General features: G+C 63.2%; 16 protein-coding genes. 8 read left to right on the top strand and 8 right to left on the bottom strand.

Annotation, left to right across the window (positions count from 1 at the left end; translation table 11 throughout):
* Positions 1-559: 559 nt before the first annotated feature.
* Together BUC04_RS06400 and BUC04_RS06405 are read right to left on the bottom strand one after the other, a co-directional pair.
* Positions 560-3,682 (bottom strand): efflux RND transporter permease subunit, encoded by a 3,123-nt coding sequence (locus BUC04_RS06400; protein WP_067663034.1) that lies wholly within the window; start codon positions 3,680-3,682, stop codon positions 560-562.
* 9 nt (positions 3,683-3,691) lie between these two features.
* Positions 3,692-4,831, bottom strand: a complete 1,140-nt coding sequence (locus BUC04_RS06405) for an efflux RND transporter periplasmic adaptor subunit (RefSeq protein WP_067663037.1) — start codon at positions 4,829-4,831, stop codon at positions 3,692-3,694.
* 139 nt (positions 4,832-4,970) lie between these two features.
* On the opposite strand from BUC04_RS06405, the gene ppk2 reads away from it, so the two are divergent.
* A complete protein-coding gene (gene ppk2 / locus BUC04_RS06410) occupies positions 4,971-5,747 on the top strand; it encodes a polyphosphate kinase 2 (protein WP_067663040.1) in 777 nt (258 codons plus the stop codon).
* A gap of 60 nt (positions 5,748-5,807) precedes the next feature.
* Here ppk2 and BUC04_RS06415 read toward each other — a convergent pair whose 3' ends face one another.
* The 3 genes from BUC04_RS06415 to BUC04_RS06425 form a co-directional block, all read right to left on the bottom strand.
* Positions 5,808-9,314 carry a zinc-dependent metalloprotease gene (locus BUC04_RS06415; protein ID WP_067663042.1) on the bottom strand — a complete coding sequence of 1,169 codons (3,507 nt, stop codon included), beginning with the start codon at positions 9,312-9,314 and terminating at the stop codon, positions 5,808-5,810.
* Positions 9,315-9,329: 15 nt separating this feature from the next.
* Positions 9,330-10,190: a hypothetical protein gene (locus tag BUC04_RS06420; protein WP_067663045.1), complete on the bottom strand. Its 861-nt coding sequence runs from the start codon at positions 10,188-10,190 to the stop codon at positions 9,330-9,332.
* Between the two features lie 77 nt (positions 10,191-10,267).
* A complete protein-coding gene (locus BUC04_RS06425) occupies positions 10,268-10,615 on the bottom strand; it encodes a hypothetical protein (protein ID WP_067663048.1) in 348 nt (115 codons plus the stop codon).
* 269 nt (positions 10,616-10,884) lie between these two features.
* Between BUC04_RS06425 and BUC04_RS06430 the strand changes: the two genes are divergently transcribed.
* The 4 genes from BUC04_RS06430 to BUC04_RS06445 are packed head-to-tail and all read left to right on the top strand — an operon-like array spanning position 10,885 to position 14,529.
* The gene (locus tag BUC04_RS06430; protein ID WP_067663051.1) at positions 10,885-11,583 is read left to right on the top strand and encodes a spondin domain-containing protein; all 699 of its coding nucleotides are present in this window, start codon (positions 10,885-10,887) and stop codon (positions 11,581-11,583) included.
* 12 nt (positions 11,584-11,595) lie between these two features.
* Entirely contained in the window at positions 11,596-12,324 is a 729-nt protein-coding gene (locus BUC04_RS06435; protein WP_073325656.1) for a spondin domain-containing protein, read from the top strand.
* 56 nt (positions 12,325-12,380) lie between these two features.
* Positions 12,381-13,079, top strand: coding sequence for a response regulator transcription factor (locus BUC04_RS06440; protein WP_067663057.1), 699 nt, complete (start codon positions 12,381-12,383; stop codon positions 13,077-13,079).
* On the top strand, positions 13,066-14,529 hold the full coding sequence (locus BUC04_RS06445; RefSeq protein ID WP_067663060.1) for a HAMP domain-containing sensor histidine kinase: 1,464 nt from the start codon (positions 13,066-13,068) through the stop codon (positions 14,527-14,529). Before BUC04_RS06440 ends, BUC04_RS06445 begins: the two co-directional genes overlap by 14 nt.
* Here BUC04_RS06445 and BUC04_RS06450 read toward each other — a convergent pair whose 3' ends face one another.
* Genes BUC04_RS06450 through BUC04_RS06460 form a run of 3 tightly spaced genes read right to left on the bottom strand, consistent with a single transcriptional unit; the run spans position 14,530 to position 17,702 of the window.
* Positions 14,530-15,396 carry a DMT family transporter gene (locus BUC04_RS06450; protein WP_234977358.1) on the bottom strand — a complete coding sequence of 289 codons (867 nt, stop codon included), beginning with the start codon at positions 15,394-15,396 and terminating at the stop codon, positions 14,530-14,532.
* Positions 15,389-16,015, bottom strand: coding sequence for a MarC family protein (locus BUC04_RS06455; RefSeq protein ID WP_067663066.1), 627 nt, complete (start codon positions 16,013-16,015; stop codon positions 15,389-15,391). Before BUC04_RS06455 ends, BUC04_RS06450 begins: the two co-directional genes overlap by 8 nt.
* Positions 16,016-16,073: 58 nt before the next feature.
* The gene (locus tag BUC04_RS06460) at positions 16,074-17,702 is read right to left on the bottom strand and encodes a glycoside hydrolase family 43 protein (protein ID WP_234977360.1); all 1,629 of its coding nucleotides are present in this window, start codon (positions 17,700-17,702) and stop codon (positions 16,074-16,076) included.
* Positions 17,703-17,864: 162 nt separating this feature from the next.
* On the opposite strand from BUC04_RS06460, the gene BUC04_RS06465 reads away from it, so the two are divergent.
* Genes BUC04_RS06465 through BUC04_RS06475 form a run of 3 tightly spaced genes read left to right on the top strand, consistent with a single transcriptional unit; the run spans position 17,865 to position 20,790 of the window.
* Positions 17,865-18,716, top strand: coding sequence for a putative selenate ABC transporter substrate-binding protein (locus BUC04_RS06465; RefSeq protein WP_067663069.1), 852 nt, complete (start codon positions 17,865-17,867; stop codon positions 18,714-18,716).
* Entirely contained in the window at positions 18,713-19,369 is a 657-nt protein-coding gene (locus BUC04_RS06470) for an ATP-binding cassette domain-containing protein (RefSeq protein WP_200804666.1), read from the top strand. Before BUC04_RS06465 ends, BUC04_RS06470 begins: the two co-directional genes overlap by 4 nt.
* Positions 19,366-20,790, top strand: coding sequence for a hypothetical protein (locus tag BUC04_RS06475; protein ID WP_067663075.1), 1,425 nt, complete (start codon positions 19,366-19,368; stop codon positions 20,788-20,790). Before BUC04_RS06470 ends, BUC04_RS06475 begins: the two co-directional genes overlap by 4 nt.
* The last annotated feature ends 165 nt before the right edge of the window (positions 20,791-20,955 follow it).

The raw sequence follows: 20,955 nt of genomic DNA on the forward strand, positions 1-20,955 counted from the left end.
AACCATCAACTTTCAGAACCCTGACGGAATTGCCGCAATAGAGTCGCCGGTAATTCCTTTATAAAGCTGCGCTATAGGCGCATAAAAATCAAGCACAAAACCTGGGTGTTTATATAAAAATGCAACATATCCCTGTTATTTCGGGCCGTTGCAGAATAAGCATGATTGGAACGCTCGATTTAAACGTGCGTTTTACCCAGCCTCAGCAATTAGCTAGTGCAAAACCTCTAACGGTAATTAAATTACGAACTTTAATTACCAAAAGAGATGTTGCGTGAGGCCTTGTCTCGCCCTCTAAGTATGGCGAGTATTACCGGGTCCAATAGCCCTTCTGTTTATTATTTATTCAAGAGTTGGGCAATAAGTCAGTAATCCCAAGGTCTGCTTGCGGATCGTTAAACAGTGGACTAGGTGAAGGGTGTTTAAAATGCGAGGTGGGGATAACGCTATCCCAAGCGCAGGGGTCGGGTATTGGGGCTGAAAGCAAAATGACGCAGAGTAAGGAAACAACAACAAAGCCGGCCCGAGGGCCGGCTTTTGGCTAAGGGATCAGACCGGTTCAGGCGGGGTTGCCCTGCCCTTTGACCCGCTCACGCAGGCTCTGCAGCACCACGTAGAACAGCGGTACCAGCAAGGTGCCCACCACCCCGGCGGCGATCATGCCACCAAATACCGCATAGCCCAGGGCGTTACGACTCTCGGCCCCGGCGCCGCTGGCCACCACCAGGGGGAATACCCCGAGGATGAAGGAGAAGGCGGTCATCAGTACGGCACGAAAACGCAGCTTGGCGGCCATCTTGCCGGCGTCGACGATGCTCAGGCCGGCACTCTCCCGCTGCTGCTTGGCAAACTCGACGATCAGGATGGCGTTCTTCGAGGCCAATCCTATCAACAACACCAGGCCAATCTGGGTGTAGAGGTTGATCTCACCGCCGGCGATCCAGACATTGAGGAAGGCCCCCAGGATCGCCACCGGCACCGCCAGCATCACCGCCAGGGGGATGGTCCAGCTCTCGTACTGGGCGACCAGGAACAGGTAGGTGAACACCAGCGCCAGCGAGAAGATGATGGGGGCCAGGTTGCCCGCTTCGATCTCCTGGTAGGTCTGACCGGTCCACTCGAACTGGTAACCACTGGGCAGTGAGCTTTGGGCCACCTCCTGCATCGCCGCGATCGCCTCACCGGAGCTGTAGCCCGGCGCCGGTACCCCGTTGATGGTGACCGAGCTGTACAGGTTGTACTGGCTGACCACCTCCGGGCCGAGAATAGGCTCCACCGTCACCAGGGTGGACAGCGGCACCATCTCACCGGCGGCGGTACGCACGTAGAAACGGTTGATGTCCCGCTCCGAGTTACGGAAGTCTGTCTCGGCCTGGACCATAACCCGGAACACCTTACCAAAGCGGTTGAAGTCATTGACGTAGTTGCCCCCCAGCATGGTCTGCATGGTGGCGAAGATCTCGGTCAATGGGATCCCCAGTGCCTTGGCCTTGTCACGATCCACCTCGACGTACATCTGCGGCACATCGGCGCGGAAATTGGAGAACGCTGCAGCGATGGCCGGCTGTTCATTGGCTTCGATAATCAAGCCACGCATCACCGAGGCCAGCTCCGCCGGGGAGCGGCCCATGGTGTCCTGCAGCACAAACTCGAAACCGCCGACGCTGCCCACCCCGGGCAGGGGCGGCAGGGCGAAAGCCATGGCATTGACCAACGGGTTAGCCGAGTACTTGCCCTGCAGACGCTGCAGGATCGCCTTATCGCTGAGGTTGGGATCGTCCCGCTCCTCCCAGCTGCTCAGCGACACGATCATCAAGCCGCCATTGGAGGAGATGGAGCCGGACAGGATGGAGAAGCCGGAGGCGTGGATCACGTGCTCCACACCGGGCTCTTCCAGGGTCAGCGCCACCAGGTCCTTCATCACCGCTTCGGTCCGGTTCAGTGAGGCGCCGTCCGGCAGTTGCAGATCCACCAGGAAGCTTTTCTTATCCTCTGAGGGCACAAAGCCGCTGGGCAGGCTCTTACCCAGCATGCCGGTGACCACCAGGGCCAGCACAAACAGGCCCATGGCCAGCGCACTGCGACGAATAAGCATGCCTACCAGGTTGGTGTAGCGACCTGTGAGGCGTTCGAAATGGCGGTTAAAGGCGGCGTGGAAGCCCTTGTCATGCTGCTTGGGCGGACGCAGCAGCGAGGCGCACAACGCCGGCGACAGGGTCAGGGCATTGATGGAGGAGATCAGCACCGCGATACAGATGGTCACCGAGAACTGGGCGTACATCTGGCCTGTGATCCCCGGCATCACCGCTGTTGGCCCGAACACTGCCAGCAGCACCAGGGTGGTGGCGACGATGGGGCCGGTAACCTCTTTCATCGCCTCGATGGTGGCCTCGGCGGGGCTCAGACCCTGCTCCTCCATCAAACGGGTGACGTTCTCCACCACCACGATGGCGTCATCCACCACGATGCCGATGGCCAGAATGAGGGCAAACAGCGACACGGTGTTGATGGTCATGTCGAACAGCAGCAGGAATACGAAGGTGCCCACCAGCGAGACCGGAATGGCGATGGCCGGTACCAGGGTGGAGCGCACGTCCTGCAGGAATAGGTAAACCACCAGGATCACCAGACCCACAGAGATGAACAGGGTCTGCACCACTTCGTTGATGGAAACCTCAACAAACTCGGTGGTGTCGTACAGTACCTCGTAGGTCAGATCGTCCGGGAAGTTGGCCGCCAGTCGCTCCATCTCGTTGTGGATCCCGGCGGAGACCTCCAGCGCGTTGGCGTCGGGGCTTTGGTAGATCGCCATGATGGCGCTAGGGGCGTTGTCCAACTTGCCCTGGGCATCGTAGGTCTGGCTACCCAGCTCGATGCGGGCCAGATCCCCCAATACCACCTTGGAGCCATCCGGGTTGGAGCGCAGCACCACCCGTTCATACTCCTCCGGCTGGCTCAGCCTGCCCTTGGTCTGCAGGGTGTACTGGAACTGCTGGTCCGGATCCACCGGGGCAGCACCGATACGACCCGCCGCCACCTGGATGTTCTGCTCCTGTAGTGCCTGCACCACGTCGTTGGCGGTGATGGCGTAGCTGGCCATCAGGTCCGGGTTGAGCCAGATCCGCATGGCGTAATCCAGGCCACCGATGATCTGCACCTCGGAGACGCCGTTGACCCGGGCCAGGGTGTCTTTGATGTTAAGGCCGGCGTAGTTGGTCTGGAACAGCGCATCGAAGGTGCCGTTAGGGGAGTAGAGGTTCACCACCATCAGGAAGTTGGGGCTTTTCTTCTTCACCTTGACCCCTTGCTGGGTCACCTGGGCCGGCAAGCGGGGCAGCGCCTGCTGCACCCGGTTCTGCACGTTGACCTGGGCCATGTCGGCGTCGGTCCCCACGCCGAAGGTCACGGTAAGGCTGTAGGAGCCGTCGTTGGCCGACTTCGACTCCATGTAGATCATCTCCTCCACCCCGTTGACCTCGGCCTCGATCACCTGGCCGATGGTGTCCTTAACCACCTCGGCGCTGGCCCCGGCGTAGCTGGTGCTGACGGCGATCTGGGGCGGTGACACATCGGGGAACTCCGCCACCGGCAGCACCGGGATGGAGAGCAGCCCCATCAGGGTCAGCACGATGGAGATAACGAAGGCGAACTTGGGCCGGCGGACAAAAAACTGGCTAATCATGCTGGCCCCCTAGCGCTGGGTGTCAGACTGGAAGGGTTGCACCTCCTGGGTCACCGGTGTCACCACGGCGCCGGGGCGGATTTTCTGCAGCCCCTCGACCACGATCTGCTCCCCCACTGACAGGCCGCTCTTCACCGCCCAATCGACACCAAAGCGATCCCCCAGCTCAACGATGCGCTTCTGCACCGTGTTGCCCTCGGCCACCACCATGACGTAGCGGCCCTGCTGATCCTCCTGCACCGCGGACTGAGGCACCAGCAAGCGAGTTTCCTCCTCCGGCGAGCCGATCTCGATGCTGACGTACATCCCCGGCACCACCAGCAGATCCGGGTTGGGGAAGCGGGCGCGAATATTGATGGTACCGGTGGCGGCATCCACCCGGTTGTCGACGAAGTCGATGGAGCCGATCTGCTCGAACCGCTCACCGTCCGGCAGGATCATCTCCACCGGCAGTGCATCCAGGCTGATGGTCGATTCATTGCGCACCAAGCGCCGGGCCCGGGTCATCTCCCGCTCAGAGGATTGGAAGAAGACGTAGATGGGATCGGCCTGCACCAGGGTGGCCAGGTCAGTCTGGGGACTGACCAAATCGCCGGTGGCCACCAGCGACGCAGAGATGCGGCCACCAATGGGGGCGCTGACCTGGGTGTAGGAGAGCTGCAGCTGAGCACGCTCCAGTGCCGCCTCCTGCTGCACAACCTGGGCCTCGGCCTGCAGTTTGCGGGAGGTCAGCTGGTCCATATCGTTGTCGGAGATCATGCCATCCGGATGCAGCCGTCGGCCCCGCTCCCAGTTAAGCACCGCGGCGTCCCGTGCCGCCACGCCCTGGGCCAGCACCGCCTGGGCCTGTTCCACCTCGGACTCGTAACTGGCAGGGTCAATGGTGAACAGCAGATCACCGGCTTCCACCTTCTGGCCATCATTGAAGTGGCGTTGCAGCACCTGGCCTGTGATCTGCGGCTGCAGGGTGACATCCTCAAACGCCTGGGTACGGCCGACAAACTCCGCCTTGGGCTGCACCATGCGCTCAGCCACCGCCAATACCTGGACGCTGGGCGGCGGTGCCTCCACCTGGACCGGGGCCTGTTCGCAGCCGGTCAAACCCATCATTACCAAGCCCAGCAGACCCCAACGCTTTGTTCCATCCATGACTCGCACTCGCTCTCAACATCGTATTGCCTTCAGGCTACCACACGAGCAGTACATTTTGTTTACCAATCAACAACCTCTTCGCGACCTGGGTTCAATGGGCTAAGCTGCGGAGAGCGTTGAAAAAGGTGAACTCCCAATGGATAAGAAAAAGTACGAGAAAGAGCTGGAACGCCTCCAGGTGGAGCTGGTTGCCCTGCAGGAGTGGATCAAGCAGGAGGGGCTCAAGGTGGTGGTGATCTTCGAGGGTCGCGACGCCGCCGGAAAAGGGGGCGCCATCAAGCGGATCACCGAGAAGCTCAATCCCAGGGTATGCCGGGTCTCCGCCCTGCCCGCCCCCTCGGATCGGGAGAAGACCCAGTGGTACTTCCAACGCTACGTTTCCCACCTGCCCGCCGCCGGTGAGATGGTGCTGTTCGACCGCAGCTGGTACAACCGGGCCGGGGTGGAGCACGTGATGGGGTTCTGCACCGAGGCGGAGTACAACGACTTTCTGCGTAGCTGCCCGGAGTTCGAACGTATGCTGATCCGCTCCGGCATCATCCTGATCAAATACTGGTTCTCAGTGTCCGATGAGGTGCAGGAGAAGCGTTTCCTCGAGCGCATCAATGACCCGCTCAAGCGCTGGAAGTTCAGCCCGATGGATTTGGAGTCGCGCAGCCGCTGGCAGCTCTATTCCCAGGCCAAGGACCGGATGTTCAACCACACCGACACCCGCCACAGCCCCTGGTTTGTTGTCGACGGCGACGACAAGCGCAAGGCCCGACTCAACTGCATCGGCCACCTGCTCAAGCAGATCCCCTACCAGCGTATCGACTACCCGGAGATCACCCTGCCACCGCTCGATACCCGCGGCTACGTGCGCCCGCCGATGGAGGAGCAAACCCAGGTAGAAGACGCCTACAAGGACGACTGACCAAAAAAAGCCCCACCGAGGTGGGGCAAAGATTGGCCAAGCTCGCCAATAGGGTGTGGTTCAGAGCACCGGAAGATCGCCCAGCACCTGCTTGTCGTGGGCCAGCTGGGCTGTGAGCAGCTCACCCACCAACTCACCGCTGGACAAGCGGGCTCCCATCAAGTCGGCGTTGGTATCCATGAACTGCTCGACCCGCTTGATCTGAGCCATCAGCTTAGCCGCCAGCACGTTCTCCTCGGTGGCCACCAGCACCCGGCCATTGAGGCTCAAACGACTGGCCTCGGCCAGGCCCGGGCTGGCGTAGTGAACCCCCACATACTCTCGCCACCGGCGGGCTTTCTGCTCGCCCTGGTAGTCGCTGTCCACCGAGGCCAATACCACCTGGCGCAGCATCATCTGCAGCAGGTTGCTCTCTCCCTTGGGTTGACCATTGACGGTATCGAAGCCGAAGTAGCGAGAAACGCTGCGGTCGTAGTTGACCAGCGGCTCGATGCTCTCCTGCGCGGCATCCAGGTAGGGCGACAGGTACGGGCTTTGGCTATCACACTGGCTGCCGACGATGGACTCGCCACCGAAGTTGAGCCCAGCGGTGTCCACTACAGTCATCTGGCACAGCATCGCCTTGAATGCCTCGCCCACCTTGGGATCGTCCACCAATGCCAGGTGGGTTCGACCGGTGGTGCTACGCGGAGTGGTTCGGGTCACCAGGGCCCGGACCGCCAGCAGCTTGTCCGGCCACACCCCCAGCACATCCCGTTCGTTGACGTACGGGTGGTTGGGATCGGTCACCGCGCTCTTCATGCCGTTGAGCATCCGGCCTGAGAAGGTGATGTCGGCGTGCAGTTGGTCCCAGTAATCCGGCACGATGCCGAACTTGAGCACCAGGTCCTTCAGCAGATCCGGCCGGTCCTGCAATCGGGTCACCAACTCACCGGGTGCCAGCGGGGTGGTCTCGCCGTCCAGCTTCTCGGCATTGCTGCGATAGGCTGCCAACAGATCCGCCAGCTTATAGTCGCGAGTCAGGGCCGGGCTGCCATCGTCAAAGCGGAACACGGTGTGCAAGGTGGCATCGGACTCCCCGACCAGGGTCAGGAAGAAGTCACCGGCCTTGTCCACTGCACCGGTGTAGGCACAATACCAGGCGCTGTCGTCATCCAGGCACCACTGGCTCAGGCTGCCCATCGGCAGGGTGTTCTGCCGTTCGATGCTGGCCGGGTCCTCAACGAACTGACGGATGTCGCGCATAAACAGCTCATTGCGCTTCACCGCGTAACCCAGGATGTGGTCCTCGTAGAAGGCCTGGCGGTTGTGACGCAGGTTGTCGGTGTCGTAGCTGTCCCAGTACTTGTCGATGTAGAACTGGACGATGGCGTCATTGTCGGCCCCAGCATCGCCGCGGTTGCAGTTGCTGTTGAGGCTGACGTGGCCGTCGGTGCAGTAGCTGTAGAAGCGCAGATCGTGCTGCTGCTCGACGTTGTAGAGCACGCCGTAGCGGTGCTCACCATCAAGTTCCCCCTTAGCCAACTCCTCCCGACGCTGCGTATCCGCAGCCTGCAGCGAGACAAACTCACCGGCCTGGGTTTCCACCTGACGGCCATAACCAAAGCGCAGCGCCGCCAAATCGTAGGGTTCAAAGGTGGTGGCAAAGCGATTGACGTTGTAGTCCATCTGGCTGGAGAAATCCGACTTGGCGGACAGGGTCGGATAGCCAGCCGCGGCAAAGGCACCGTGCTGGTGCTCCAGCTCCTGGTCAGTAAACAGGTTGTCGTGGTCGCGGCTGCCGGCGAAGTTGTGGCGCAGACCCAGGTTGTGGCCCAGCTCGTGGGTCAGGGTGCCGGAAAACGCCTGGGCAGCCAGCTTGGTGGTCAAATCATCCTGCACTGCCACTGGCATCTGGTCGATCGCCTTCAACTGGCCTCCCACCTGACCGTCGAGCCAGTATTGCGGGTTATCCCAGTCGATCAAGTGGCCCTTTACGCCGCGGGGCAGCTGGCGCACACCGGGTCCGGTGGCGTACACCACGTCCACGTGCATCAGGCTGTGCTCGGCCCAGAAGTCCTGGGTGGCTTGATCAAACTCGGCAAAGCGATCGAAGTCCTGGGCATTGCCCTGGGCCACCGGCAGGCTCGGGACCTGAGTAGCGACCTGGCTCAGTTGCGCCGGGGCCTGTACACCATCGACATAATCACCGGCCTGAGGCATCCCCTGGCGAGCGCTCGGTTGCGACGCTTTGCCATTGCTCTGGCCGTCCACTACGGCAGCGTAGACCGACTGGCTCACCGCGTCGCCCAGGGCTGCCGCGACTGACGCGGGCTCCAGCTTACCCCGGTTGTAGTCGAGCATCAGCTGACGGTAGTAGCGTACCGCGCCCTGCTTGAGGTTGGAGCTGTACTGGTTGGTGCGGGCGCTGACGATCTCACCGGTCAGCGGATTGGCGGCGGAGGGGCCGTAACCGGCCAGACCGTTGTCCAGCGGCTCATCGAACAGGCTGATGAAGCTGTAGCGCAGATCGCCATGACGCTTGTCACCGGCACGCTCGAGCACGATCGGCGGTAAACCGGTATGGAAGATCCGGTTCTGAATGTTGATGGCATCCACCGTCTCCTTAGCGGAGTCCAGGTAGGCCTGGTTCTTCGGCAGGTAAAAGTTGTTGCTCAGGTAGTAGGTGATCTGAGGCAACGCCGGGTTAAAGCGGTTGAGGTAGGTACGCACGTAGCCGTCGCTGCCGGCGGCGTGATTGGCGTCCCGGTAGCGATGCTCGGTGGTGAAGAAGCCAAAGGTGCCATCCTCATTCTGGGCATAGGGCACCGGCTGGTAATCCGGCGACGCCAGCTGGTCCACCGCCACGATGGAGATGAACTCGGTGGTGGTGAAGGAGAAGTTGTCGAAGTTGCCTTGGTAGTAGGCATCCAGGCAGCTAGGCGAGACCCGGTAGGTGTGCTCGATCTCCAGGTTGATCACCCCCTTGTCCAGGTCCATCTCATGGCCCCGCCAGTTGCCATCCTGCACCAGCCGCGGTGCCTCGGACTCACTGACGCAGGTCTTATCCAGGGCAAACAGGTCATTGACGCTGAGCTCGGCGATCTGGGTGGCGGCAAAGTCCGGCACAAAGTAGCCCTTGTCGTACCATTTCTGGTCCGCATCGGTATTGAGCTGCTCTACGTTGACGCAGTCGCCCCAGCGATCCTCAGTGCAGCGGTAATCCACGTACTGACCCGGGATGGTCAGCACCGGCGCCTGGTTGTAGCCGTTGTCGCTGAACCGGCTGTCGTGATCCAGGCCGATGGTATCTCTATCCACCTGGCGCACCTGGATGCCGTTCTCGGTGCGGTGCAGGGTCACCAGCTTGGGGGTGCCCTGGAAGAAGCCGCGGATGTTAGCGGCGTAGCGCGGCGCCTTGCCAACGCTGCGAATGTACATGTACTGCCGGTCGGTGGCCTGATCGATGGCCTGAGTGGTCACCTGATCGACGTCTTTCGGTAACTCCCGGTAGGGCTCGTCACCAGCGCCACAGGCATTCAGCAGGACGAGGCTCCCTGCCAGGGAGAGGATTCTAAACAGCTTCATAATCAGCCTCCTTGATTAGAACGAAAAGGTGGTGGCGAGGTAGAAGGTGGAGCTTCGACGGTCGTACAGCTCGAAGCCCTGGCCGGGGCCGTACTCCGGGTCGTAGAACCGGCCGGCGTTGCTGTGGCCAAGAGCCAGGCTCCAATGGGGCGTCACTTCCCAGCCCAGCTCCTCGCTCGCGGTAAAGCGGGTGTCCAGGCTGCGGCCATAGAAGTTGCGGGCCCAGCCCAGGCTGCCGTTGACGTCCAGGTACCAATCCGGACGGAAGTGCCACAGGGCATCCACCGCCACGCTGGCCTGGTGCTCGGTCAGCACTTGCTCACCGGCGGTCTGGTAGCGGTACTGGTTGTAGCGATAACGCGGCGACAGATAGAACTGCCAATCGCCCTCCGGCCGCCAGAACAGGTAAGCCCGGGCCTGGGGGGCGTACTCAAGCCGATCTTTGCGACTGGTGCGGCTGGCGGGCAGGTAGACCCCGACGCCGCCCTGCCAGCTCAGACTGTCGGACAGAGCCCAGGTGGGGGTGCGGTACTCCAGCAAGGGGTCAAACCAGCTGGACTGTTCGCCGTGCAACAGCTCCTGCTCGCCACCGAAGGTGAGGCGCAGCTGGCCCCAGTCCTGGCGGTAGCGCAGCGAGCCATCAACGGTGACCGCCTGGTAGGCGGCGTAGGCCGAGGCATCGTAGCTGTTGCGAAAGTAAGACAGGGTGGCGGCGCCGGAGAGGGGCGAGGCCTGGCGGCTCAGCTCCTGCTCCAGCTCCAGCTCCGACTCAGCCCTGAGCTGGGGGCTGGCCACCAGCCCCAGCAGCAGGAGCACAGCGGCACCCTGGCTTGACCAGGCCGGATAAAACCGGCACGGATGCGCACGAGATTGCATAACAACCTCCTGTAGAGTGAATAGTTATCTTTTTGGGTGGTGCGATAGCGCTTGGGCGCCCGGGCGTGACAACCCGATTAAGAGGGGGTGCCGACGATCGGCTTGATCCAGTCCTGGACCAGGGAGTAGCGGCTTTGCGCAGGGCGCGGGGCGATGCCAGCGGGACGCTGGGCATAGGGTTGGGTGGCAAACATCACCACCAGGAAGAGGCAGACCGGCAACATCTCAGCTTCAGCGATGCGCTGTTCCGCCGCCTGGGAGGCCCACTGCTGCAGGGAGATCGCAGCATAAGTGTCGGCATCAGCATTACACTGAAGGGCGAACACCGGGGCCAGGTCAGCGGCCATAGGTGCAGTATTACCCTGGGGTTCAGCCGCCGTCTGGGCCAGCAGCAGGGTGATCAACATCACAAAGAGGTAACGCATGGGCTCACCTCCTGTTTGTGAGTTGCGTTGTGTTCTTTCTCATCGGACCACAGGCTGTGGCCTCAGTTCCACCATAGCCAGACTGAATGCATATTCAAAATGCATCTTTGGCAATCTGTGCGACACAGCACACTTTTCCACCAGCGGATGTAAAAGGCAGGCAATCGATTATTGAGTCATTCGTGATACTTTCTTGATAACTCCGTGAAGCCCCCTTGATAAAGCCTTCTTAGACTGGCTAGGACTTGGTAACCACGGAGAGCAACACCATGAACCTGCGAGCCCTGACCCTGGCCACCCTGGTGGCCGCCCCACTGAGCCAGGCACAAACCCTCACCATTGACGTCACCAACCTGACCCAGGGGGTTTACTTCACCCCGCTGCTGCTGACCGCCCATGATGCCCAGTACAACCTGTTCCGGGTTGGCGAAGCGGCGATCCCCGAGCTGCAGGCGATGGCCGAGGGCGGCGACATTGCCGGCCTGGTCACCATCGCCGACAGCATCGGCGCGGTGTCCGCGGCCAATCCGGCTGAGGGCTTGTTGGGCCCAGCAATGACCACCCAGGCTGTGCTGGAGGACGTGGTGGCTGGCTCTGTGCTATCGGTCACCGCCATGGTGCTGCCCAGCAACGATGGCTTTGTCGGTCTGGACAGCTGGACCGTGCCGGAGGAGCCGGGCACCTACATGGTGTATCTCAACGCCTACGATGCCGGCACTGAGGCCAATGATGAGCTGCTGATCGAGGGCGGCGGTGCCCCGGGCATGGCGGGTATGCCGGCTATCCCCGGTGACTTTGGCGGTACCGGTGGCACCGGGGTGACCACCGAGGAGCCCAACGCCACCGTACACATCCACCGCGGCACCCTGGGGGACACCGATCCCGCCGGTGGCCTGAGTGACGCCGACGCCCGGATCCACCGTTGGCTCAACCCGGTGGCCCGACTGACCATCACCGTGGCGGAATAACGGGAGGCTGGCATGAAGATGCGATTAATGATGCTGCCGCTGTTCGCTGCGGCTTTGCTTACCGGGTGTGATGATGACGACAACGGCACGGTCACGGTGGAACCCAGTCCGGCCCCGCCGGCGCCGGCGGCCGAACCCGCCAGCTTCGACATCACCGTGGTGAACCTGACCTCCGCCCAACCGATGTCGCCCCTGGCGGCCTACCTGCACGCCGGTGACGTCTCCGGCTGGACCTTTGGCATGCCCGCCAGTGAAGGCCTGGAGATCCTGGCCGAAGCGGGGGATGGCAGCCAATGGTTGACCATGGCCGACGAGGCCGGCGCCCTGGCCAGTGGCAGCGGTGACGGCATCCTGATGCCCGGCGCCAGCCAGACCCTGACCCTGGAGCTGGAGGCGGAAGGGATGGCCTACCTCACCCTGGCCACCATGCTGGTCAACACCAACGACGCCTTTGCCGGCATCAATGGCAAAGACCTGATGGCGTTAGCGGTGAGTGAAAGCATGACGATGAACCTGCCGGTGTACGATGCGGGCACCGAGGGCAACTCGGAGTTGGCCGCGACCATTCCCGGCCCGGCCGGCGGTGGTGCAGGCTACGACGCGATGCGGGATGACGTGGATTACGTGGCGCGCCATCCCGGTGTGGTTACCGCCGATGACGGCTATGTCGACTCGGCCCTGGCGTCAATCCATCGTTTTGATGCGCCAGTGGCTAGGCTGGTTGTAACACGCACCCGTTAGCCCCGGTCTGATGTCAGGGCACCAGGAGGGTGCCCTGACAGACCGAGGATAACGCCATGGCCGATTTGCTGGTGATCGAGGACGAGCAGGACATCAACGCCCTGATCACCATGAACCTGGAGTCACTCAATCACCGGGTGACCAGCTGCGACGACGGACGCCGCGGCTACGAGCTGGCCTCGAACCAGCGCTTTGACCTGATTGTGTTGGACCTGATGCTGCCGGGGATGGACGGGCTGAGCCTGTGCCAGCAACTGCGGCAGCACGGCTGCCATACCCCGATCCTGATGCTCACCGCCCGCAACAGCGAGCTGGACCGGGTAGTGGGACTGGAGAGTGGTGCCGACGACTACCTTACCAAGCCGTTTAGCGTGAGGGAGCTGCAGGCCCGGGTGAAGGCCCACCTGCGTCGAGCCCAGCTGACCGTGCCGCCCCCGGAGCCGGAACCCGCCGCCCTGCGGCGTGGCCCGCTGACCCTGGATGCCGGCCGACGGGCCTGTGAGCTCAACGGCAAGGCGGTGGAGCTGACCGGTACCGAGTTCGACCTGCTCTGGTACCTGTCGCAGCACCCCGGCCGGGTCTATCGCCGCGACGACCTGCTTAGCGCCGTCTGGGGCTACCAGCACAACGGCTACCAACACACGGTGAACTCCCACATCAACCGGCTGCGGGCCAAGCTGGAGCAGGATCCGGCTCACCCCGAACTTGTCCTCACTGTCTGGGGCGTAGGATACAAATTTAATGACCAGATTTAATTCGCTGTTTGCCCGACTGGCCTGGGTGTTGCTGGCCACCTTTCTGTTGCTGGGCCTGGTGCTGGTGGCGGTCAGCCGCCAGCTGGACTCCGGCTACGAGGATGAGATCACCCAGCGGCTGCACTACGCCCTGGCCCAACACATCGCCATGGAAGGCCCCATCTTCCAAGGCGGCGAACCGGACCCGGCGGCGGTAGAGAAGGCGTTTCACAATATGATGATCCTGGGTAAGGGCTTCGAGTTCTACCTGCTAGATCCCCAGGGCCGCCTACTCAACTATTCGGCGCCGGAGGAGAAGATCCAGCGGCGCCAGATCTCGATGGACGCGATCCAAAGCTACCTCAGTCCCAACCCTACCCTGCCGATGCGCGGCCCGGATCCCCGCTCGCCGGACCGGGACAAGATCTTCTCGGTGGCGCCGCTGTACGAGAACGAGGCGCTGACCGGCTACCTCTACATCATCATCAATGGCGAGATCTACGACAGCCTGGCCGCCCGGGTGCATCAGAAGCACTGGTGGGATCTGCCCGCCCTGGTGGTGGGGCTGGCCTGCCTGTTTGGCCTGCTCTCCTCGCTGGGCCTGCTGGCCTGGCTAACCCGGCCGCTGCGCCAGCTCACCGGTGAGATCGAAGGGCTGCAGCGCCAGGGCTTTACCGGCCAGCTGCGCCTGCGCGAGCACGGACCGGACGAAACCCAGCGGCTCAGCCATGCCTTCAACGCCCTTTCAGAGCGACTGGAGCAGCAGTATGACCGGGTCCGCAGCGTCGACGAGATGCGCCGGGAGCTGCTGGCCCACGTCAGCCACGACCTGCGCACCCCGTTGGCAGCACTGCAGGGCTACCTGGAGACCTGGCAGCTGCAGCACAAGCAGCATGGCGAAGCAGACCCGCGCTACATCACCATCGCCCACCAAAACGCCGAGAAGATCCATAAGATGGTGGACCAGCTGATGGAGCTGGCCCGGCTGGAGAGCGACCAGGTGCCGATGCAGATCGAGCCGATCAACATTGCCGAATTGGTGCAGGATGTGCTGCAGAAGTACCAGCCGGCGGCGGAGGCCAAGCAGGTGCTGCTGGACGTGCAACCCAAGGATCCCAGCCTGCAGGTGGCCGCCGACATCGAGAAGCTGGAGCGAGTGTTTACCAACCTAGTGGACAACGCCCTTCGCCATTGCCAAAGCGGCGATACCATCACGGTACGACTCTCAGCCCGGCCTGAGCACCTGCACGTCACCGTGTGCGACAGCGGCATCGGTATCCCCGCCTCGGATCTGCCCCACATCTTCGATCCCCACTACAAGGCCGCCAACAGCGTCCGTGGTGACAGTGCGCATAGCGGTTTGGGGCTGGCGATCACCCGCAAGCTGCTGTCGCTGCACAACAGCGAGATCGAGGTGGCCAGCCAGGTTCAGGAAGGGACGGAGTTTCGCTTTAACCTGAGCTGGGCCTGATCACTTGGACCTGATCACCAGGGCCAGGCCGCCCAGTACCAGCAGCGAGGCCAGCAGCAGGGTCAGGGTCAGCGGCTCCTCGGCAAACAGGCTGCCGCCCAGGGCCGCCAGGATCGGCACCAGCAACTGCACCGTTGCCGCGGTGCTGGTGCCCAGCCCCGGCAGCACCCGGTACCAGAGGGCGTAGCCCAGCCCGGAGGTCACCGCCCCTGAAATCAGCGCCAGCACTATCCCCTCGGTGGTACCCTGCCAGTAGGGCCAGCTCAGCAGCGCCAGGCCCAGACACCAGGGCAGAGTGCGAAAGAAGTGCCAGGCGGTATCACCCAGGGGATCGGCACTGCCCCGCCCCAACAGGGTGTAGCCCCCCCAGGCTGCACCGGCGAGGATCATCAGGCCACTGCCCAGCAGTCCCGGCAGGGACAGATCCGGCCACACCAATACCACCAGCCCCAGCAACGCCAGGCCACTGCCCGCCAGTTGGCGCACCGTCAGCGCCTGGCCACGCCAGCGGGCCAGCGCCAGCATGGTGATCTGCACCGAGCCGAACAGCAGCAGCGCCCCTGTGCCGGTATCCAGGGTGATGTAGGCAAAGGAGAAGGCGATGGCGTAGAGAAACAGCAAGGCGCCGCCTAACGCCCGCCCTTGGGGGCGACGGAGCCCCTGGCGCCAGGCCAGCAGTAGCCCCAGTGTCAGCGCTGCGGAGATCAGTCGCACCAGGGTGAAAGCGGCGGGGTCGATCGCCTCCGACTTGAGCGCCAGGCGGCACAGCACCGAGTTACCGGCAAAGGCCAGCAATGCCAATAGGGTCAGGCCAATGCGGGTCAGGCCGGCGCGGGTCAGCGTCGAGGCGGTATTAGACTCAGCCACCGGCATTGGGCAGCGCAGCGATGGCGCCGGCTATCCCCTCCAGCGCCATCTGGGTGCCGATCACCGCCAGGATCAGCCCCATCAGGCGGGTGATGATGGTCATGCCACTCTCGCCAACGAAGCTGACCAGCCGGTCGCCCATCATGAAACAGGCGTAGCTGATGACGCAGAGCAGGGCGAACATGGCGATGGTGACGCTCACCGCTCCCAGCCCGCCCTGGGCGGAGAAGCTCATGGCGGTGGCCAGGGTACCGGGCCCGGCCAGGATCGGCACCGCCAGCGGCGACAGGGCGATGTCGTTGTCCGGCTCCTCGCCCTTGTGCAGATGGGAGCTTTGGCCCTGCAGCATGTGAAAGCCGATCAAGAACACCAAGATCCCGCCGGTGATCCGCAGCGCCGGCAGGGTGATGCCAAACAGGTGGAACAGCGCCTTACCCACCAGGGCGAACACCGCGACGATGCAGAAGGCGATCAGCAGCGCCCGAAAGGCGCTTTGGCGGCGCTGCTGGGGCGCCTGCTCGGCAGTCAGGCCGAGAAACACCGCGGTGTTGGCCAGCGGGTTCATGATGGCAAAAAAGCCCAGAAACACCGTGATCATGGTGTTGAACAGATCGCCCATCCCGCCTCCTGGCCCCGTTGTGTTGCTCTGCAATGGCCCCAAGGATAGCGTAACTGCCCTATTTGGCGTCGAATTCCTGGTACTCAAACCAATCAAAATCGGCGTGCTGCCCCTGCCCGGTCAGGTCACAGGCAAACAGCCCCACCATTGTGCCGGTGAAGCGGAACACGTCGTTGCCCCCCTCATCGGACAGCGGGGTGCTGTTCAGCGCCGGTCCGATCGACTGCCAGTGCTCACCATCCAGGGAGTAGCGGAAGCGGTACCACTGGTGATCCAGGGTCACCTCCAGCTGGACCGGGCCGGTGGCAGGGACTGACACCGCTGGGTGCTCGTCGTACTGATCGCCGACGAACTGCACCAGTTGCAGCAGCGCCTGGCCCTGATCATCGACACTCTGTTTCAGCAGGTAGTGGCCGCCGCGGGCGTAATAGACCACCAGCCCCGCCATCTGCATCGGATGCTCGGGGGCAAAGCGCATCTCGGTGCGGGCCCGGGCATGAAATGCCTGCCAGCGCCGGGCTACCAGGCTCTGCTGATAACGGGAGTAGAGGTAGTGGCGGCCAATCAAGCGCAGATGGCCGGGATTGGCACTGAGGCTGAGCCAGTCGGCGCTGACCGGCTCGCGCAGGGTCTGCCAACATAGCGCCAGCTCCGGGCCATTAAACTCATCCCGAACAGGCTCGACCGGCCAGGGGTGAGGCGGCAGATCCGGCCCTTCGACCCAGCGCTGCGGGGTACGGCCGCCTGCAGCCAGGTAGGGCCAGCCGTCGCGCCAGCGGATCCGCTGCAGCGCCGACTCCCGTCCGAGGATGCTGAACCCCTCCCCTTGCGGATGGGGCGTGCCTTCGGGGTCTGCCAGGGGGCGACCACACAGGTGCGACAGATACCACTCACCGCCCTGGGTCTCAACCAAGAAACCATGGCCGGCGCGCTGCAGCTTCGCCTGGGGCTGATGATGGGAGGTCAGCAGCGGGTTGTCGGGGTGCACCTCATAGGGGCCCCACACCGAGCGACTGCGAGCCACGGTCACCGCATGGCGGTACTCGGTGCCCCCTTCGGCGGTGATCAGGTAGTAGTAGCCATCCTTCTTGAGGATCTGCGGCCCCTCGGTGCAGCCCAGCTCGGTACCGGCAAAGATGGTCTTTACCGGGCCAACTAAAATGCCCCGCTCGGCGTCAAACTGCTGCAACAGGATACCGGCAAAATGGTTGTGGTCCTTGCGGCCGTCCCACTGCATGTTGACCATGTATTTGCGGCCATCGTCGTCGTGAAACAGCGAGGGGTCAAAGCCGTAGTTTCCAAAGGGCACCGGGGCACTCCAGGGTCCCTGGATATCCTCGGCGCTGGTGACAAAGCAGGGGGTGGCCATCCAGGAGAAGCCGCGGCAGCTGTGCACATTGGAGAAACAGAGCCAGAAGCGGCCATCGGCGTAGCTCAGCGCCGGGGCATAAACCCCCTCGGAGTTGTCCATGCCACGCATATCCAGCAGCTCGGTGGTGGTCAGCACCCGGGTCAGCAGGCGCCAGTGCACCAGGTCTTTGGAATGGTGGATCTGCACCCCGGGGAACCACTCGAAGGTGGAGGTGGCGATGTAGTAGTCGTCGCCCACCCGGCAGATGGAGGGATCCGGGTTGAATCCTGGCAGGATGGGATTGTCGATCAGCGCCATGGTCACGTCCTGTGTCATTGTTACGTATCCTGACAGGATACCTTGGCCACACACCGGCCCTGGGTGCGTTATTTGGTTCCCAACGTACGTTTTTGCGTCAGCCAATACCAGTGCCAAGTGCACCTGGGCGCTATCAGCATTACACTATCGACACTCTGATTTTTATAAGGAAATTCACCGATGTTCCGAGCTCTTTTGGCCACCGTACTGGCTGCCCTGACGCTGTCCGTCAGTGCCGAGACCCTCACCTTCACCGCCATTCCGGACCAGGACGAGAGCCAGCTGCGCACCCGTTTTGAGCAGGTGGGCCAGTACCTCAGTGCCGAGCTTGGGGTGGAGGTGCAGTACCTGCCGGTGAAGTCCTACGCCGCCGCGGTCACCGCCTTTCGCAACAACCAGGTCCAGCTGGCCTGGTTCGGCGGCCTTTCCGGGGTCCAGGCCCGTCGCCTGGTGCCCGGCTCCCAGGCCATCGCCCAGGGGGTGGAAGATCCGGAGTTCAAGACCTACCTGATCGCCCACCACAGCACCGGCCTGGCACCGATGGCGGAGCTGAGCCGCGACGCCCTGGCCGGGATGACCTTCACCTACGGCTCCAAGGGCTCCACCTCCGGCCGGCTGATGCCGCAGTACTACCTGACCCAGAGCCTGGGCGAGCCGGAGCAGGTGTTCAGCCGGGTAGGCTTCTCCGGCGATCACAGCCGCACCATCAGCCAGGTGGAAGCCGGCGCCTACCAACTGGGCGCGGTGAACTACAAGGTGTGGGAGCAGGCGGTGGCCGATGGCAAGGTGGACACCGACAAGGTGCAGAAGGTGTGGCAGACCCCGGGCTACCCGGACTACCACTGGACGGTACGCGGTGATCTGGACCAGCGCTTTGGCGACGGCTTTGCCAAGCGACTGCAGCAGGCGCTGCTGGAGCTGGATGATCCGGCCATCCTCGGCGCCTTCCCCCGCAAGGGCTTTATCGAAGCCAGCAACGCCGACTACGCGCCGGTGGAGCAGGTGGCCAGCGAGCTGGGCCTGATCCGTTGAGTTTGTTGCAACTGCCGTCGCAGGTGCTGAGCCGCGGCGGCAAACCGGTTCTGACCCTGCCGGCACTAAATATCGATGCCGGCGAGCGGGTGGCCCTGCTGGGCCACTCCGGGGTGGGCAAATCCACCCTGCTGGAGGCGCTGTACCGGCTCCAGCCCAAACAGGTGGCCTGGTGCCCACAACGATTGGGGCTGGTGGAGCCCCTGTCGGTCTACCACAACGTCTACATGGGCCGACTGCCACGCTACTCGCTGCTCTACAACCTGGTCAACCTGGTACGGCCCTGGCGCAAGCGCCAGCAGGAGGTACTTGAGCTGCTGACGCCACTGGGGCTGGATGACAAGCTGACCACCCCGGTCAGCCAGCTGTCCGGCGGCCAGGCACAACGCACCGCCTTAGGCCGGGCGCTGTACCAGCAACGCCCCATCTTCCTCGGCGACGAGCCGGTCACCGGCATCGATCCCAGCCAGAGTCGACGGCTGCTGACCCAGCTGCTGCAGGCCCACCAGACCGCGGTGGTTGCCCTGCACGATGCCGAGCTGGCACTGGCCTGCTGCGACCGCATCCTGGGGCTGAAGCAAGGCCAACTGCAGTTTGACCTGGCCAGCAGCCAGGTGACCCCAGACCATCTCGAGCAGCTGTACGGCCAATGAGCAGCGTCAAACCCTTCACCCTGGGGCTGGCCCTGCTCAGCCTGCTGGCGCTGCTCGGCGGTGACTGGCAGCTGACCGCCACCGACGCCAGTGCCGAATGGAGCCGCTTCCTGCAGGGCCTGGTGCTACCGGATTTTGCCGCCATCGAACACCCCCTGGATGCGCTGCTGACCACGGTGGCCATCGCCCTGCTGGGGGTGATCCTGGGGGTTGTGCTGGCCATCGCCCTGCTGCCGATCTACCACTGGGCCCCGATCCGCTGGCTCTGCACCGCCACCCGCTCGGTGCACGAGCTGTTCTGGGCCATGCTGTTTCTGCAGCTGTTTGGTTTGTCGACCCTCACCGCCCTGCTGGCCCTGGCGCTGCCCTACGGCGCCACCTTCGCCCGCATCTACCACGACATCCTGCAGCAGGCCCCCAAGGCGGTGCGCCAGGCACTGGCACCGGGCACCGGCTGGTTGATGACCCTGCTGTATGGCCAGATCCTGCCGGTGTGGCCGCAACTGGTCAGCTACACCCGCTACCGCTTCGAGTGCGCCCTGCGGGCCTCGGCGGTGCTGGGCTTTGTCGGCCTGCCGACCCTGGGCTTTCACCTCGAGACCGCCTATCGCCAGGGCCAGTACGCCGAAGGCGGTGCACTGCTGTGGATGCTGTTTGTGATGATCGGGACCCAGAACCTGTGGCTGCGGCGCTGGAGCTGGCCGTTGCTGGCGCTGCTGTCGCTGTTGTGGCTGCCCTGGTCTTTGCATTTCGAGCCGGCCTGGGCCTGGCAGTTCGTCAGCCAGGAGATCTGGCCCCAGACCCAGTACAGCAATGACTCGCTGTGGCAGTGGCTGCAGCTTTGGGGGCCGGAAGCCCTCCATGGCCTTTGGGGCACCCTGATGATGGCGCTGATGGCACTGGCGCTCAGTGCCGTGCTTTGCCTGCTGCTATGGCCCTTTGCCACCCCCCGGCTGTTTCCCCGCGCACGCTGGCTTGGCCACGGGGTGCTGCTGGTGGGGCGCTCGCTGCCGGAGCTGCTGCTGGCCTTTTTGCTGCTGATGCTGCTGGGCCCGTCGATGCTGCCGGCGGCGCTGGCCCTGGCCCTGCACAACGGCACCCTGATCGCCCACCTGCTGGCCCAGAGGGCGCAGGATCTGCCCCAGCGGCTGGATAACGGCACCACACCGTCGGACTGGCTCTATCACTACCTGCCCCGGCTCTACCCCGGGGCGCGGGATCTGCTCACCTACCGGTTCGAGATCATGGTGCGGGAGACCGCGATGCTGGGGATGCTCGGCGTGGCCAGCCTGGGCTTCTACGTCGACAGCGCCTTCGAGCTGTTCCATTTCGACATCGCCTTCGCCCTGATCCTGGTCACCGCCACCCTAAACCTGACCATCGCTGCGCTGTGTCGCTGGGCGCTGTACCGGGGGGATTGAATTTGATTGAAGGACGGTCGCCTATCTGTGGCAGTATCCCCCGGAGAACCGCCATGTTTCGCTGTTATTGGCTGTTGCTGGTCCTGCTGACCGGCTGTGCACAGACCCCTGATTCATCACTCACGGCTAAGAGCCCGCTCACCACTCAGGCCCCTCATAAAAACG

It is taken from the genome of Ferrimonas marina, from assembly GCF_900129905.1.
Lineage (GTDB): Bacteria > Pseudomonadota > Gammaproteobacteria > Enterobacterales > Shewanellaceae > Ferrimonas > Ferrimonas marina.